We start from the raw sequence: 15,683 nt of genomic DNA, 5'->3' as shown, positions 1-15,683 counted from the left end.
GATCACCAGGCGATTTGTTCGCCATCGCGGAAGAAGCGACCGGTGGGCGCCGGCGTCGGCAGGCTGGCGGCCCACACGATGCCGGCGGCGCCCAGGCTCACCGGCCGGCCGCCGGGGCCACCGAGTTCAGTGGCGACCCAGCCCGGGCACACCGCGTTGACCGCGATGCCGCTGCCCTCCAGCTCCGCCGCCAGCGTACGCGTATAAGTGTTGAGCGCGGACTTGGAGGTGCGATAGGCCACGCAGTGGTTGCTGCTCGAACCGCTGGCACCGCAGCCGCTGGACACGTTGACGATGCGGCCGTAGCCGTGCCGGCGCATCAGCGGCAGCATCGCGCTGGTCAGCCGCCAGCTGCCGAACAGGTGGGTCTGCATCGCGCCCCATGCAAGTGTGAGGTCGCCGTCGCTGGCCAGCCCGTCGTGGTCGTAGTAGCCGCCGGCGTTGTTGACCAGCACGTCGAGCCGGCCGTAGGTGATCTCGATCCAGCGCGCCAGCGTGTCGACCTGCTCCTGCTGCGTGACGTCGAGCTGTACCGCGATCACCTCGCCGGACGCGCCGGCGAGCTGGCGCGCCGCGTGCAGGCCCTTGTCGGGATCGCGCGAGCCCAGCAGCACGGTCATGCCGTGCTCGCTGAGCTGGCGCGCCACCTCGAAGCCGAGGCCGCGGTTGGCGCCGCTGACCAGCGCCACGCGATAGGTCGGCGTGATCGCCGGCGTTGCCGCCGGCACGCGACGGGCCGGCCGGCTCATGGGGCGGCGCCGCGCTGTGCCACCGCGCTGCAGCGCTCGTCGCCGCAGGCTTGCCAGCCGCCGCCGAGCGCCTTGTACAGCGCGACGGCGCGGGTGTTGATCGCCGCCTCGGCCTGGGCCAGGTCGTCCTCGGCGGCGAGCTGGGTGCGTTCGGCATCGAGCAGTTCGAGGAAACCGGTGGCACCTTCCTGGTAGCGCACGCGGGCAAGGTCGGCGGCGCGCTTGCTCTGCGTGCCCTGCTCGATCAGGTGGTTCACGCGGATGCGTTGCTGGTTGAAGCCGGTGACCGCGTTGTCGATGTCCTCGATCGCTTCCAGCACGGTGCGCTGGTAGTTCGCCTGCGCCGCGTCGGTGCGTGCCTCGCTGGCGTGCAGGTTCGCCCGCACGCGCTGCACGTTGAGGCCGGGCCAGCTGATGCTGGGCGCCAGCGTCCACGCGCGCGTCGACGGGCTGCCGAAGTCGTTGCTGCGCCCGGACAGGAAGCCGAGGAAGCCGCCCAGCGAGATGTGCGGGAAGAAGTCGGCCTTGGCCACGCCGATGCGCGCATTGGCGGCGGCGTATTCGCGTTCGGCCATCTGGACGTCCGGACGGCGTGCGAGCACGTCGCCGGCATCACCGATCGGCAGGGTCGTGGCGATCGGCGTGAAGCTCTTCGGCGACACGTCGATGTCGAGCTCGCCCGGTCGCTCGCCCAGCAGCACCGCCAGGCGGAATTCACTGGCGCTCACCGCGGTCTGCAGCACCGGCAGCTGCGCCTGCACGGCGCTGAGGCGCGCTTTCGCGCTGGCCACATCCTGTTCGGAGCCGGCCCCGAGCTGCTGGCGCACCTCGGTCAGGTGCAGGGTCTGTCGCTGGTTCTCGATGTCGCGCTGGGCGATGTCGAGCCGCGACTGGCTGCCGCGCAACTCGAAATAATTGCGCGCGACCTCGGCCAGCAGGCTGACCTGCGCGTCGTGCAGCGCGGCCTCGCTGGCGCCGAGGTCGGCACCGGCCGCTTCCACCGAGCGGCGTACGCCGCCGAACAGGTCCAGCTCCCACGACGCATCGAAGCCGGCCTGGTAGGTCGTCGTGGTGCGGCGCTGGTCGCTGAAGCCCGGCTGCTGGCCGCGGCTGCGGGTGTAGTTCACGCCGGTGTCGATGGTCGGCAGCTGCTCGGACTTCGCGCCGCTGAGCAGCGCACGCGCTTCATGCAGCCGCGCCACGGCGATGCGCAGGTCCAGGTTGTTGGCCGCGGCGCGCTGGATCAGCGCGTCCAGGGTGGGATCGTTGAACTGCTTCCACCACGTGGCCTGGAACTGCGCGTTGTTTTCCTGCGCCGCATCCAGTCCCTGCAATTGCGGCGCGGCAATCTTCGCTGCGTGGTAGTCGGGACCCACGCTGGCGCAAGCGGCCAGCAGCGTCAGGGCCGTGACCAGCAGCGCACCTCGCACCACCTTCGTCATTCCTGCGAAAGCAGGAATCCAGTGACTGTGTGTGGTAGGAGCCGAAGGCGCTGGATCCCAGCTTTCGCTGGGATGACGAGCGAAAAGGTGGCTCGCGAAGGTGTTCAGCGGCATGTCATGCACGAGTGTTTTCATCAGTGGTTCTCCAGCGCCGGCAGCGCATGCGCGGCGGCGCGTTCGGCCGCGCGCGCCTCGCGGCGCTCGACCAGGGCGCGAATCAATACGTAGAACAGCGGTGTGTAGATCAGCCCGAAGATGGTCACGCCGAGCATGCCGGAGAACACCGCCACGCCCATCGCATGGCGCATCTCGGCACCGGCGCCGTGCGAGGTGACCAGCGGTACCACGCCCATGATGAAGGCGAACGAGGTCATCAGGATCGGCCGCAGGCGCAGCTTCGCCGCTTCCAGCACCGCCTCGTGACGCGCCATGCCTTCATGCTGGCGTTCGCGCGCGAACTCCACGATCAGGATCGCGTTCTTGCACGCCAGGCCGACCAGCACGATCAGTCCGATCTGGGTGAAGATGTTGTTGTCGCCGCCGGACAGCCACACGCCGGCGATCGCGGACAACAGCACCATCGGCACGATCAGGATCACCGCCAGCGGCAGCGACCAGCTCTCGTACAGCGAGGACAGCACCAGGAACACCAGCAGCACGCACAGCGGGAACACCAGGATCGCGGTATTGCCGGCGAGGATCTGCTGGTAGGTCAGCTCGGTCCACTCGAAGCTCATGCCGTTGGGCAGGTTGTCCTTGGCCAGCTTTTCCATGGCCGCCTGCGCCTGGCCGGAACTGAAGCCGGGCGCCGGGCCGCCATTGATCTCGGCGGTCGGATAACCGTTGTAGTGCTGCACGCGGTCCGGGCCGGCACCGTGCTGCACGGTGACGAACGAGCCCAGCGGCACCATCTGGCCCTGCGCGTTGCGCGTCTTCAGTTGCAGGATGTCCTCGGGCGTGTGGCGGAACGCCGGGTCGGCCGACACGTTCACCTGGTAGGTACGGCCGAAACGGTTGAAGTCGTTGACGTAGAGCGAGCCCATGTAGGCCTGCATGGTCTGGTAGACGTCGCCCAGGTTCACGCCCTCGGCCTTGGCCTTCTCGCGGTTCACGTCGGCATCCACCTGCGGCACGCTGACCTGGAAGCTGGAGAACAGTCCGGCCAGTGCAGGGTCTTTCCGGCTAGCGGCGATCAGGTTCTGGGTCTGTTTGTACAGCTCGTCGAAACCGCGATCGCTGCGATCCTCGATCTGCATGCGGAATCCGCCGATCGTGCCCAGCCCCATGACCGGCGGCGGCGGGAACACGGCGATGTAGGCGTCCTGGATCGCGCCGAACTTCTGGTTCAGCGCACCGGCGATCGCACCGGCGGAAAGATCCGCGCTGCGCCGATCCTCGAACGGCTTCAGCGTGACGAACACGATGCCGGAATTGGTCGAGTTGGTGAAACCGTTGATCGACAGGCCGGGGAAGGCCACCGCGTGTTCCACGCCCGGCTGCTTCAGCGCGATCGCGCTCATGCGCCGGATGACGTTGTCCGAACGATCGAGTGACGCCGCGTCGGGCAGCTGGGCGAACGCCACCAGGTACTGCTTGTCCTGGCCCGGCACGAAACCGGTCGGCACGTGCGAGAAGCCGAACCAGGTCAGCGCGATCAGGCCGGCATAGACCACCAGCGCCAGCTTGCCCTTGCCGACGATGCGCTTGACGCCGCCCACGTAGCGCTCCGAACCGCGATGGAACATCCGGTTGAACGGACGGAACAGCCAGCCGAACGCACGGTCGATGCCGCGGGTGAGGCGGTCCTTCGGCGCGTCATGCGGTTTCAGCAGCACGGCGGCCAGCGCCGGGCTCAGGGTCAGCGAATTGAACGCGGAGATCACCGTGGAGATCGCGATGGTCAGCGCGAACTGGCGATAGAACTGACCGGTGAGGCCGCTGACGAAGGCGGTCGGGATGAACACCGCGCACAGCACCAGCGCGGTCGCCACGATCGGGCCGGTGACTTCGTGCATCGCCTTGCGTGTGGCGTTGCGTGGCGACTCGCCCAGTTCGATATGCCGCTCGACGTTCTCCACCACCACGATCGCGTCATCGACCACGATGCCGATCGCCAGCACCAGTCCGAACAGGCTCAAGGCATTGAGCGAGAAGCCGGCCAGGTGCATCACCGCGAAGGTGCCGATCAGCGACACCGGCACCGCCACCAGCGGGATGATCGAGGCGCGCCAGGTCTGCAGGAACAGGATCACCACCAGCACCACCAGCAGGATCGCCTCCAGCAGCGTGTGCGCCACCGCCTCGATCGAGCCGCGCACGAACACGGTCGGGTCGTACACGATCGAATAGTCGACGCCCTGCGGGAAATCCTGCTTCAGCTGCGCCATCGTGGCGCGTACTTCGTCGGAGATCTGGATTGCGTTGGAGCCGGGCCGCGCGAAGATCGGCAGCGCCACCGCCGGCTTGTTGTCGAGCAGGCTGCGCAGCGCGTAGTTGTTCGAGCCGAGGTCGACCTTGGCCACGTCGCCCAGATGCGTCACGCCGCCGTTCGCGTCGGTGCGCACGATGATGTTGCGGAAATCGTCCTCGCTGACCAGTCGGCCGCGGGTGTTGATGTTGAGCTGGAACGCATTGTTGCTCGGGCCGGGCGGCGCATTCAGCGCACCGGCGGCGACCTGCACGTTCTGCTCGCGGATCGCGTTGATCACGTCGCCGGTGGTGAGCGAGCGCTGCGCCAGCTTCTGCGGGTCCAGCCACACCCGCATCGAGTACTCGCCGGCACCGAAGATCTGCACGTCGCCGATGCCGTCGAGCCGGCCCAGCACATCCTTCACGTGCAATCGCGCGTAGTTCGACAGATACAACATGTCGTAGCGCTGATCGGGCGAGGTGAGATGCACGACCATGGTCAGGTCGGGCGAACTCTTCTGTGTGGTCACGCCGAGCCGCTGCACTTCCTCCGGCAGTTTCGGAAGCGCCTGCGCCACGCGGTTCTGCACGTCGACCTGGGCGTTGTTGAGATCGGTGCCCAGCGCGAACGTCACGGTCAGCGTCAGGCTGCCGTCACTGGTGGCCTGCGAGGAGGTGTACAGCATGCCTTCGGCGCCGTTGATCTGTTCCTCCAGCGGCGTGGCGACGGTTTGCGCGATCACTTTCGGGTTGGCACCGGGATAGCTGGCGTGCACCACCACGGTGGGCGGCACCACTTCCGGGTATTCGCTGATCGGCAGCTGGAACACCGCGATGGAGCCGGTGATCACGAACAGCAGCGACAGCACGGCGGCCATGATCGGCCGGTCGACGAAGAATTGGGCGATGTTTTTCATGCAAAAGATCCTCGACGAAGCCGCTGCGCGGCCTCGGTCTTCTTTGCTCCTCCCCCTGCACGGCAGGGAGAGGGAGAGTGTGGTCAGCCTTGCGGGGTCTTTGGGCTCGCCGTGTTGGCCTGCGCGGTGCGCGAATCGGCGTTCGGTGCGTCGCCCCGTTCGACCAGCGCCTTGTCCGTGCTGTCCAGCCGGTAGCTCATGGCCACCTTCTGCGGATTCACCTCGACCCCGGGGCGCACGCGCTGCAGGCCGTTCACCACCACCAGGTCGGTCGGCGCCAGGCCGCTGTCGATCACGCGCAGGCCGTGGAACAAGGCACCGGTGTCGACCTTGCGGTATTGCACCTTGTGCTCCTTGTCGACCACGTAGACGAACTGGTTGCCGAGGTCGGTGCCGATCGCGCGGTCGTCGACCAGCACGCGCGGGCGGGCCTGGCCGCTCTGCAGCTGCACGCGGGCGTACAGGCCGGGCGTGTACAGGCCGTCGGCGTTGTCGAACACCGCGCGCAGGCGCATCGTGCCGGAGCCGGTGTGCAACTGGTTGTCGACGAAGTCGAGGCGACCTTCATGCGGGTAGCCCGTCTCGTCGGCCAGGCCCATCGCGGCCTCGATCCGCGCGTTGCGGCCGGCCTGCTTCGCGTCGGCGCGCAGGTGGTCGAGCTTGAGCCAGGTCTGCTCGTCCACGTCGAAATAGACATAGACCGGGTTGACCGAGACCACGCTGGTCAGCACGTCGTTGCTGGTGACCAGGTTGCCGGGGGTGACGCGGGCGTTGCTGACGCGGCCGTCGATCGGCGAGCGCACCTGGGTGAAGTCCAGGTTCAGCCGTGCCGCGGCCAGTGCGGCGGTGGCGGCACCGAGCTGCGCCCGCGCGCTCTGCGCGGTGGTGGCCTGGCGGTCGGCTTCCTGCTGCGCGATCGCGTGCTGGGCCAGCAGCATCTCGGCGCGGCGCTGGTTGGTCTCGGCCAGGCTCAGCTCGGCCCTGGCCTGCGCCTGGTTGGCGGCCAGCCGGTCGACTTCGGCCTGGTACGGGCGGGCGTCGAGCTGGAACAGCACGTCGCCTTTGTGCACCAGCGCGCCTTCCTGGAAATGCACCGATTCGACGAAGCCGCCGACCCGCGGCTGCACCTGCACCGTGTTGACCGCTTCCAGCCGGCCGGTGAACTCGGCGCTGTCGCTGACCTTGCGGGTCAGCGCTTGCGCCACGGTCACTTCCGGCGGCGGCCCGCCGGCGGGACTTTGCGCATGGCTGTCGTTGCCGTGCAGGAGAACCCAGCTGCCGAGCACGCCGGCAGCGATCAGGGGGACCAGCATCCATTGTTTTTTCATCTTGCGCTCCCAACACCTTGTTGGCCGGGGAGGGGGAACCCGGCGAAGGGTCGAGAGAATAGGTGTACTTTCCGGTATAGAAAATCCGTTTCTTGCGCACTACACTCGTGCGCCGCAGTCACGAATCGACGAGGAATTGAAACAATGGAAGACTTTTCCGCCATTTCGACCTTCGTCCGCGTGGTCGAGGCCAAGAGCTTCGCCGCCGCCGCCAGCCAGTTGGGCATGACCCCGTCCGGCGTCAGCCGGGCCGTGACGCGACTGGAAACCCAGCTCGGTGCCCGGCTGTTGTTCCGTTCCACGCGGTCGCTGCGTCTGACCGACGACGGGGCCGCGTTCCATGCCCGTTGCAAGGAGATCCTCGCCGATCTCGCCGAGGCCACCGAGGCGCTCAACTACGCCAACAGCAAACCCACCGGCAAGCTGCGCGTGGGCATCTCGCTGTCGGTGGGGCGCGCCGCGGTGATCCCCCGGCTGACCGAGTTCGAGCAGCGCTACCCGGACATCCGGCTGGAGCTGTCGATGAGCGACTCGGCCTCGGACCTCAACGGCGAGGGCCTGGATTGCGCGATCCGCGTCGGCCAGCTGGAGGATTCCAGCCTGATCGCGCGCAAGATCGGCTACCTGCGCAACGTCGTGTGCGCCTCGCCCGAGTACCTGCGCAAGTACGGCGCGCCGCGCAGCATCGAGGATCTTAAGCATCACCGCTGCATCAACTACGTGTATCCGAACGGCCGCCCGCGGCAGTGGCAGTTCGACACGCCCGGCGGCCCGCTGGAGGTCGACATCGACGCGCACATGCTGATCAACGACGGCGAATCGGTGCTGCAGGCGGTGGCCGCCGGCCTGGGCATCACGCAGGTGCCGCGCATGCTGGCCGCGTGCATGCTGGACAAGGGCATGCTGGAGCTGGTGATGACGGATACCGCCTCGACCGGCAAGCCGGTGTGGATCGTCTATCCGCAGAAGAAGCACCTGTCCGCCCGCGTGCAGGCCTTCATCGAGTGGGTGCGCGAGCTGTTCGACCGCACCAACCAGCCGGGACATGGCGCCACCGGCATGCCTGCGCCGAAAGCCGCGGTGGTTGCGGGCGCCGGTGCGCGTCCGCTGGAGTCGCTCGTGGCCTGAGCGGCTCCGGCGCCGTCGCCGGGACAGCGTGGGCGGATCGCCTCGCGCGCGCGAAGCTGGCGATATTCGGGCGTCGAAATCCTCGCGCAGCGCGTCGGGTTAGCGCAGTGCCGCGTCGTGCTCCAGCGCATCGGGCAGGGCGTGCGGCGACGGAGCATGCATCGGCGGGACGATCAGCCCCCCGCGGGCACCAGCAACAGCAGCGCCACGCCGAAGGCGATGCGATAGATCGCGAACGGCGTGAAGCGGTGGCCGACGATGTAGCCGAGCAGCCACTTCACCGCGACGAAGGCGGTGATCGCCGAGACCACGAAACCCACCGCCAGCGCGGTCCAGTCCTCGTGCACCGCGCTGCCGCCGTGCAGCACCTTCAGCAGCTCGTAGCCGGTGGCCGCGTACATGGTGGGGATGCCGACCAGGAAGGCGAACTCGGTGGCCGCCGCGCGGTTGCTGGTGCCGAACAGCATGGCCGCGAAAATCGTCGCCGCCGAGCGCGAGGTGCCGGGGAAGATGCCGGCAATCATCTGCGCGATGCCGACCAGGATCGCCACCCGCCAGGTCACCTCGCTGCGCTCGGGCTGGCGCGCGGCCAGCCGCTCGGCGGCGAGCATCCACAAGCCACCGATCACCAGCGCCCAGGCTACCGGCGTCACCGTCTCGGGCAGCTTGAAGCCGAGCTTCACCGCGATGAAGCCGAGCACGGCGGTGATCGCGAAGGCCACGACCAGCTTCAGCAGGTAGTCGCGGTTGGCCGGGTCGCGCCACTGCGTCAGCAACTGCCAGATGCGCTTCCAGTAGATCAGCGTGACCGCCAGGATCGCGCCGGCCTGGATGCCGATGTTGAACAGGTCCGAGCGTGCGCCCAGCCCGAACTTCTCGGCGATCAGCAGGTGGCCGGTCGAGGAGATGGGCAGGAATTCGGTGATGCCTTCGATGATGCCGAGCAGGATGACGTGGAACAGGTCGATCACGGGAAGGTCCGATGCAGTAGGCAGCGGCATAGCTTACGGGGTTGGCCCGGCGCTGGCACGGTGAGGTGAAAGCGCGCCCGCGGTGCGATAGTGGCCATCCGTCGACCCGCCCGCCCACCCGGAGGTACGCCATGATCGAACTCGTCATTCCCCAGCGCCGCCGCGACCTCGGCAGTTTCGAGGTTGGCCGCGTGCTGCCGTTCGCCCAGCGCCGCATGGTCGGGCCGTACATCTTCTTCGACCGCATGGGCCCGAAGCAGCTGGCGCCGGGCCTGCCGCGCGAGGCGGACGTGCGCCCGCACCCGCACATCGGCCTGTCGACCATCACCTATCTGTTCCACGGCGAGATCACGCACCGCGACAGCCTCGGTTCGGAGCAGCCGATCCGCCCGGGGGAGGTCAACTGGATGACCGCCGGCCGCGGCATCACCCACTCCGAGCGCTTCGAGCGCCTGCGCCGCGAGGGCGGGCCGCTCGATGGCGTGCAGCTGTGGGCGGCGCTGCCGGTCGAACGCGAGGAAATGGAACCGGGCTTCTGGCACTACGCCAGCGAGGCGTTGCCGGTGTTCGGCGAAGGCGGCGTCAAGGGACGGATGATTGCCGGGCGATTGGCGGGCGTGGCGTCGCCGGTGAAGGTGGACTCGCCGCAGTTCTACGTGCACTGGACGTTGCGTGCGGGCTCGCGCACCTCGCTGCCGGCGGAGTACGCCGAGCGCGCGGTCTATGTCGCCAGTGGCGAGGTCGAGGTGGATGGCCAGCGTGTGGAGGTCGGCAGCATGGCCGTGCTGGCGCCCGGCAAGTCCGTCACCGTCGCCGCGCTGGACGACGCGGTGGTGATGGCGCTGGGCGGCGAGCCGGTGGGGCCGCGCTACATCGACTGGAACTTCGTCTCCTCCTCGCCGGAGCGGCTCGACCAGGCCCGCGCCGACTGGGCCGCCGGGCGGATGAAGCTGCCGGACCTGGACCACGACGAGTTCATCCCGCTGCCGCCGAAGCTGGGAGCGCAGCCGAAGCCGATGTCCTGAGGCGGATCGGGTTGAACCGCTTGCCGGCATGACCCCGCACGCACCGGAACAGTGCAAGCCGGTCGTCTCGACCGCCGTGGTTGGTGCGAACGCAGGGGCGTCCGCGGCGCCGCCGCGACGCCGATGCCCTCACGGCAACGGTTTCCGTGCATGGCATGGGGCTTGCTGAGGGTCTGGTGAGGCCGCGCGGTCGCGCGGTCATGTCGTGGGTGCATGGACGTCTGGACGTCTGGACGGCCATCGCCACGGCACCACCGGTTCGAGGGCGGGTCCATGAGGCGAAGCGGGATGTTTGCGGCAGTGGCCGTGTCGTGCTGCGCCGCCACCGGCCCGGCACCGCTGCGGGCGGGCGACGCGCCGGCCAGTCAGTGGATCGGCAATGCCGGCGTGGTCAGCGACTACCTGTTCCGCGGCATCTCGCAGACCGACCGCAAGCCAGCCGTGCAGGCCGGCGTCGAGTTCGATCACGCCGACGGCTGGTACGTCGGCGGCTGGGGCAGCAACGTCAGCTGGCTGTCCGATACCTCGACTCCGGCCGCGCCGGTTTCCAGCAGCGTGGAGCTGGATCTCTACGGCGGCTGGCGCGGCCGTCTCGGTGATGGCTGGAGCGTCGACCTGGGTGCGTATCGCTATCAGTACCCGGGCAGCTATCCCGCGGGCGCCACGTTGCCGAACACCAGCGAGATCTACGTCGCGGTCGCCTGGAAGAACCTGTCGCTGAAGTACTCCTGCGCACTCACCCCCTTGTTCGGCTATGCCGACAGTGAGCGCAGCGGCTACCTGGATCTGTCCTGGAACCAGCCGCTGGCGCCGGGCTGGCAGCTCAACACGCACGTCGGCCACCAGCAGGTGGCGAACGTGCCCGGCGCGTCGTACCGCGACTGGAAGCTGGGCGTGACGCGCAGCTTCGCCGGCAACTGGTCGCTGGCGCTGGGCTACTACGACACCAATGCGCACCGCTCCGTCTACACCAATGCGCGCGGCCACTACCTTGGCCGCACCGCGGCCGTGCTGAGCCTGGCCCGGTCGTTCTGAACACATTCCCGCGGGAGCCACCCATGAAACTGATCACCAGTGTCATCCGTCCGCACAAGCTCGACGAGGTCCGCGATGCGCTGGAGGGTGCCGGCGTGTCCGGGATGACCGTGACGGAAGTGCGCGGCTTCGGCCGCCAGAAGGGCCACACCGAGTTGTATCGCGGCGCCGAGTACGTGGTCGATTTCCTGCCCAAGCTCAAGGTCGAGGCGGTGGTGCCCGATGCGCTGCTCGACACCGCGCTGGATGAGCTCCAGCGCGCCGCGCGCACCGGCAATGTCGGCGACGGCAAGGTCTTCGTCACCGACGTCGAGCAGGTAGTCCGCATCCGCACCGGCGAGCTCGATGCCGATGCGCTGTGATCCGGCCATCACCCGGTTCGAGTGCCGAATCTTCGGCTCTCGTCATTCCCGCCTTCGCGGGGACGAGGGCCTTCAGGCGAACGCCATCCTCCTGACCCCCAGCCCGCGAGGCTTTCGATGAAATCATTCAAGTTCCGTCGCGGCCTCGTTGCGGCCCTGCTGCTGGTCGCGCCGCTGCTGCACGCCGCCACACCGGTGCCGACGGTCGACAAGGGCGACGTGGCGTGGATGCTCACCTCCACATTGTTGGTCTTGCTGATGACGGTGCCGGGGCTGGCGCTGTTCTACGGCGGCCTGGTGCGTTCGAAGAACGTGCTGTCGGTGCTGATGCAGGTGCTGACGGTGTTCTCGCTGCTGCTGTTGCTGTGGGTGGCCTACGGCTACAGCCTCGCCTTCGGCGGCGGTGCGGTGATCGGCGGCTTCGGCAAACTGTTCCTGCACGGCGTGACGAAGGACAGCCTGGCGGCCACGTTCACCGCCGGCGTGGCGCTGCCGGAGTACGTGTTCGTGGCGTTCCAGGCCACTTTTGCCGGCATCACCGGCGCGCTGATCGTGGGCGCGCTGGCCGAGCGCATGCGCTTTCGCGCCGTGCTGCTGTTCGCCGCGCTGTGGTTCAGCTTCGCCTACCTGCCGATCGCGCACATGGTGTGGGCCGGGCCGGACGGTTTTTTGTACGCGAAGGGCGCGCTGGACTTTGCCGGCGGCACCGTGGTGCACATCAACGCCGGCGTGGCCGGCCTGGTCGGCGCGTGGTTCGTCGGGCCGCGGCTGGGTTTCGGCCGCGAACCGATGAAGCCGCACAACGTGACCTTCACCATGATCGGCGCGGCGCTGTTGTGGGTGGGCTGGTTCGGCTTCAACGCCGGCTCCAACCTGGAGGCGAACGCGGGCGCGGCGCTGGCCTTCCTCAACACCTTGCTGGCCGCGGCCGCGGCGGTGCTGGCATGGCTGGCGGTCGAGGCGAGCCTGCGCGGCCATGCGTCGATGGTCGGCGGCGCCTCCGGCGCGGTGGCCGGGCTGGTCGGCATCACGCCGGCCTGCGGCACGGTGGGTCCGCTGGGCGCGATCGTGATCGGCGCGCTGGCCAGCCTCTGCTGCGTGTGGGGCGTCACCGGACTGAAGAAGCTGCTGCGCGCGGACGACGCGCTGGACGTGTTCGGCGTGCACGGCATCGGCGGCATCGTGGGCGCGCTGCTCACCGGCGTGTTCACCGCGCCGGCGCTGGGCGGCACCGGCGCGGCAGGCTTCCCGATCCTCCGCCAGCTTGGCGTGCAGGCGCTGGGCGTGGGCATCACCGTGCTGTGGAGCGGCGTGGTTTCCGTGCTGGCCTTGCTGCTCGTCAAGCTGGTGTTCGGCCTGCGCGTACCGCACGAGGCGGAGCGCGAGGGGCTGGACATTACCTCGCACGGGGAAAGCGCCTACGATGGGTGAGTCGGCCGGCCGGGCCTTCATGCATTGACCCTGGTTGGTGCAATCACATGAGTGATTGCACCACCATGAAACTCTCCGGCCGTCCCCGGAAAGGCGCAAGCCCTTGCCGCGCAACGCTTCCACCCACTGGCACGCGCCTTGCTCCGCCAGTTCATCCATCCCCATCGAGGTTGCTCCATGTCCGCCGCCAACCAAGTGCTCGACCTGATCCAGGAACACGAGGTCGAGTTCGTCGACTTCCGTTTTGCCGACATGCTCGGCGTGCATCACCACGTCACCTTCCCGGCCCACGCGATCGACGAGTCGACGTTCGAGGACGGCAAGATGTTCGACGGCTCCTCGATCACCGGCTGGAAGGGCATCAACGAGTCGGACATGATCCTGCTGCCCGATCCGGACACCGCCCACCTCGACCCGTTCAGCTCGCACGTGCAGCTGATCCTGCATTGCGACGTGCTGGAACCGAGCACCATGCAGGCCTACGGCCGCGATCCGCGCTCGATCGCCAAGCGCGGCGAGGCGTACCTGAAATCCACCGGCATCGCCGACACCGCGTTCTTCGGGCCGGAGCCCGAGTTCTTCATCTTCGATTCGGTGCGCTGGCAGAACGACCCGGGCCGCGTGTTCTACGAAATCGGCTCCGAGGAAGCGGCATGGTCGTCGCGCTACAAGTACGACGGCGAAAACCACGGCCACCGCCCGGGCGTGAAGGGCGGCTACTTCCCGGTCAGCCCGGTCGACTCGCTCGGCGACCTGCGCGCGGACATGTGCAAGGTGCTCGAATCGCTGGGCCAGACCGTCGAGGTGCACCATCACGAAGTGGCGAACGCCGGCCAGTGCGAGATCGGCGTCAAGTTCAACACGCTGGTGAAGAAGGCCGACGAACTGCTGACGATGAAGTACGTCATCAAGAACGTGGCGCACCAGAACGGCAAGACCGTCACCTTCATGCCGAAACCACTCGTCGGCGACAACGGCAGCGGCATGCACGTGCACCAGTCGCTGGCCAAGAACGGCGAGAACCTGTTCGCCGGCGACCTCTACGGCGGCCTGTCGCAGACCGCGCTGTGGTACATCGGCGGCATCTTCAAGCACGCGCGCGCGATCAACGCGTTCGCCAACTCCACCACCAACAGCTACAAGCGCCTGGTGCCGGGCTTCGAGGCGCCGGTGATGCTGGCGTACTCGGCGCGGAATCGTTCCGCTAGCTGCCGCATCCCGTACGTGGCCAGCCCGAAGGGCCGCCGCATCGAGGTGCGCTTCCCCGACCCGATGAACTCCGGCTACCTGGTGTTCACCGCGCTGATGATGGCCGGCCTCGACGGCATCCTCAACAAGATCGACCCGGGCGCGCCGGCCGACAAGGACCTCTACGACCTGCCGCCGGAAGAGGAGAAGAACATCCCGCAGGTCTGCTCCAGCCTCGACGCCGCGCTGGAAGCGCTGGACAAGGACCGCGAGTTCCTCAAGGCCGGTGGCGTGTTCACCGACGACTTCATCGACGCCTACATCGAGGTGAAGATGAAGGAAGTCACCAAGTACCGCGCCAGCACGCATCCGCTGGAGTTCCAGATGTACTACTCGCTCTGAGCGAGGCATCCAGGCGGTAAGACAACGGGCGCCGCGGCGCCCGTTGTCGTGCCGGAGTCAGCTTTCCCGCGGCAGCACGGTGAGCACGCGTTCGATGAACACGTGCAGCTCCTTCATGTAGTTGGTCAGGAACTCGGCGGTGGACGGGTTGGTGACGTTGCCGTCCTCGTCGATCAGGCCCGGCTTGAACTGGAGGTACGCCTCCATCGTGTTCATCAGCGGCGAGTTGCAGAAGCACAGCACGCCGCGCAGTTGTTGCTGGGCGACCGCGGTGCCGATCGAGCCGGGCGAGGTGCCGATCACGGCGGACGGCTTGCGCGCGAACGAGTTCTTGCCCCACGGCCGGCTGGCCCAGTCGATCGCGTTCTTCAGCGCGCCGGGGATCGAGCGGTTGTATTCCGGCGTGACGAACAGCACCGCGTCGACTTCGGCGATCGCCTGCTTGAACGCGCGCGCCACCGCCGGGAAATCCGCGTCGTAGTCGTAGCTGTACAGCGGCAGGTCCCCGATCGGGATCTCCACCAGCTCCAGTTGCGGCGCTGCCAGTTTGGCCAGCGCGTGGGCCAGCTGGCGGTTGATCGAGCCCTTGGCGAGGCTGCCGACGATGTAGCCAACCTTGTACTTGCTCATGGGATGTCCTCGTGGCGCGTGCGGTGAGGGCGCGGTTCAGTAGCCCACCGTGAACCGCTGCCGGAGATGTTTCGGCGTTTCCAGTTCGTCGACGAGGGCGATCGCGTAGTCTTCCATCGAGATCCAGCTCTTGCCGCCGGCGTCGGTGAGCAGCGCATCGCCGCCGACGCGGAAGCTGCCGGTGCGTTCGCCGGGAACGAACTCGGCCGACGGCGACAGGAAGGTCCAGTCGAGGTCGCGCTCGCCGCGCAAGGTGTCGAGGAAGCGGCGACCGCCCTCGGCCTCGGGCCGGTAGGCCGCGGGAAAGCCGGGCGTGTCGAGCAGGACGTGCCCCGGCGCCACTTCCAGCGTGGCGGCACCGCCGACCACCAGCAGCCGCCTGACCCCGGCCTGTTTCACCGCGGCGAGCAGTACGGCCGCTTCGATGGTGGCGAACTTCAGCGCGCTGATCACCGCGTCGTGACCGGCCAGCAGCGGGGCCAGTTGCGCGGGCTGGTCGGCGTCAGCGTTCTTCAGGACCAGGCCCGGCTGGCCGGCCAGCTTGCCGGTGTCGCGGGCGATGCCGGTGACGCGGTGGCCGCGGCGCAGCAGTTCGGCCAGCAGGCGCGAGCCGACGCGGCCGGTGACGCCGATCAGGGCGATGTTCATGCTTGCCTCCCTGGGGTG

13 protein-coding genes are annotated in these 15,683 nt (G+C 68.1%); 6 read left to right on the top strand and 7 right to left on the bottom strand.

The genetic code is table 11. The features are described from left to right. Positions 1-2: 2 nt before the first annotated feature. The 4 genes from ACVCMB_RS11835 to ACVCMB_RS11820 all read right to left on the bottom strand — a co-directional run bounded on the left by ACVCMB_RS11835 (position 3) and on the right by ACVCMB_RS11820 (position 6,845). Complete coding sequence (locus ACVCMB_RS11835; RefSeq protein ID WP_447107023.1) at positions 3-749, bottom strand: SDR family NAD(P)-dependent oxidoreductase; 747 nt, start codon at positions 747-749, stop codon at positions 3-5. After that, positions 746-2,191 (bottom strand): efflux transporter outer membrane subunit, encoded by a 1,446-nt coding sequence (locus ACVCMB_RS11830; protein ID WP_447107022.1) that lies wholly within the window; start codon positions 2,189-2,191, stop codon positions 746-748. The genes ACVCMB_RS11835 and ACVCMB_RS11830 overlap by 4 nt, the downstream gene beginning before the upstream one ends. 134 nt (positions 2,192-2,325) lie before the next feature. Next, positions 2,326-5,517: an efflux RND transporter permease subunit gene (locus tag ACVCMB_RS11825; protein WP_447107021.1), complete on the bottom strand. Its 3,192-nt coding sequence runs from the start codon at positions 5,515-5,517 to the stop codon at positions 2,326-2,328. 83 nt (positions 5,518-5,600) lie between these two features. Then, positions 5,601-6,845: an efflux RND transporter periplasmic adaptor subunit gene (locus tag ACVCMB_RS11820; protein ID WP_447107020.1), complete on the bottom strand. Its 1,245-nt coding sequence runs from the start codon at positions 6,843-6,845 to the stop codon at positions 5,601-5,603. Between the two features lie 144 nt (positions 6,846-6,989). On the opposite strand from ACVCMB_RS11820, the gene ACVCMB_RS11815 reads away from it, so the two are divergent. Continuing rightward, a complete protein-coding gene (locus tag ACVCMB_RS11815; protein WP_447097741.1) occupies positions 6,990-7,973 on the top strand; it encodes a LysR family transcriptional regulator in 984 nt (327 codons plus the stop codon). Positions 7,974-8,146: 173 nt separating this feature from the next. Here ACVCMB_RS11815 and ACVCMB_RS11810 read toward each other — a convergent pair whose 3' ends face one another. Continuing rightward, positions 8,147-8,944, bottom strand: coding sequence for an undecaprenyl-diphosphate phosphatase (locus tag ACVCMB_RS11810; protein ID WP_447107019.1), 798 nt, complete (start codon positions 8,942-8,944; stop codon positions 8,147-8,149). Positions 8,945-9,075: 131 nt separating this feature from the next. Between ACVCMB_RS11810 and ACVCMB_RS11805 the strand changes: the two genes are divergently transcribed. The 5 genes from ACVCMB_RS11805 (at position 9,076) to glnA (ending at position 14,387) form a co-directional block, all read left to right on the top strand. Further along, positions 9,076-9,969 (top strand): pirin family protein, encoded by an 894-nt coding sequence (locus ACVCMB_RS11805; protein WP_447107018.1) that lies wholly within the window; start codon positions 9,076-9,078, stop codon positions 9,967-9,969. A gap of 213 nt (positions 9,970-10,182) precedes the next feature. Further along, a complete protein-coding gene (locus tag ACVCMB_RS11800) occupies positions 10,183-11,004 on the top strand; it encodes a TorF family putative porin (protein ID WP_447110565.1) in 822 nt (273 codons plus the stop codon). A gap of 23 nt (positions 11,005-11,027) precedes the next feature. Next, positions 11,028-11,366: a P-II family nitrogen regulator gene (locus tag ACVCMB_RS11795; RefSeq protein ID WP_395120700.1), complete on the top strand. Its 339-nt coding sequence runs from the start codon at positions 11,028-11,030 to the stop codon at positions 11,364-11,366. Positions 11,367-11,483: 117 nt separating this feature from the next. Beyond that, entirely contained in the window at positions 11,484-12,797 is a 1,314-nt protein-coding gene (locus ACVCMB_RS11790; protein ID WP_395120699.1) for an ammonium transporter, read from the top strand. A 177-nt stretch (positions 12,798-12,974) separates the two neighbouring features. After that, complete coding sequence (gene glnA / locus ACVCMB_RS11785; protein WP_447107016.1) at positions 12,975-14,387, top strand: type I glutamate--ammonia ligase; 1,413 nt, start codon at positions 12,975-12,977, stop codon at positions 14,385-14,387. A gap of 57 nt (positions 14,388-14,444) precedes the next feature. Here glnA and ACVCMB_RS11780 read toward each other — a convergent pair whose 3' ends face one another. Together ACVCMB_RS11780 and ACVCMB_RS11775 are read right to left on the bottom strand one after the other, a co-directional pair. Further along, positions 14,445-15,017, bottom strand: coding sequence for an NADPH-dependent FMN reductase (locus tag ACVCMB_RS11780; protein WP_447107014.1), 573 nt, complete (start codon positions 15,015-15,017; stop codon positions 14,445-14,447). 36 nt (positions 15,018-15,053) lie between these two features. Next, a complete protein-coding gene (locus ACVCMB_RS11775) occupies positions 15,054-15,665 on the bottom strand; it encodes an NAD(P)-dependent oxidoreductase (RefSeq protein ID WP_447107013.1) in 612 nt (203 codons plus the stop codon). Positions 15,666-15,683 lie beyond the last annotated feature (18 nt).

It is taken from the genome of Rhodanobacter sp. UC4443_H10 (assembly GCF_052978325.1).
Note: the sequence above shows the minus strand (reverse complement) of the source record. Positions and strands in the feature narration are given on the sequence as shown.

Excerpts from the sequence above, each read along its gene's own strand:
- ACVCMB_RS11780 (WP_447107014.1), bottom strand. The coding sequence starts at position 15,017 with ATGAGCAAGTACAAGGTTGGCTACATCGTCGGCAGCCTCGCCAAGGGC.
- ACVCMB_RS11815 (WP_447097741.1), top strand. The coding sequence starts at position 6,990 with ATGGAAGACTTTTCCGCCATTTCGACCTTCGTCCGCGTGGTCGAGGCC.
- glnA (WP_447107016.1), top strand. The coding sequence starts at position 12,975 with ATGTCCGCCGCCAACCAAGTGCTCGACCTGATCCAGGAACACGAGGTC.
- ACVCMB_RS11775 (WP_447107013.1), bottom strand. The coding sequence starts at position 15,665 with ATGAACATCGCCCTGATCGGCGTCACCGGCCGCGTCGGCTCGCGCCTG.
- ACVCMB_RS11820 (WP_447107020.1), bottom strand. The coding sequence starts at position 6,845 with ATGAAAAAACAATGGATGCTGGTCCCCCTGATCGCTGCCGGCGTGCTC.
- ACVCMB_RS11805 (WP_447107018.1), top strand. The coding sequence starts at position 9,076 with ATGATCGAACTCGTCATTCCCCAGCGCCGCCGCGACCTCGGCAGTTTC.
- ACVCMB_RS11825 (WP_447107021.1), bottom strand. The coding sequence starts at position 5,517 with ATGAAAAACATCGCCCAATTCTTCGTCGACCGGCCGATCATGGCCGCC.
- ACVCMB_RS11795 (WP_395120700.1), top strand. The coding sequence starts at position 11,028 with ATGAAACTGATCACCAGTGTCATCCGTCCGCACAAGCTCGACGAGGTC.
- ACVCMB_RS11790 (WP_395120699.1), top strand. The coding sequence starts at position 11,484 with ATGAAATCATTCAAGTTCCGTCGCGGCCTCGTTGCGGCCCTGCTGCTG.
- ACVCMB_RS11800 (WP_447110565.1), top strand. The coding sequence starts at position 10,183 with ATGGACGTCTGGACGTCTGGACGGCCATCGCCACGGCACCACCGGTTC.
- ACVCMB_RS11835 (WP_447107023.1), bottom strand. The coding sequence starts at position 749 with ATGAGCCGGCCGGCCCGTCGCGTGCCGGCGGCAACGCCGGCGATCACG.
- ACVCMB_RS11830 (WP_447107022.1), bottom strand. The coding sequence starts at position 2,191 with ATGACGAAGGTGGTGCGAGGTGCGCTGCTGGTCACGGCCCTGACGCTG.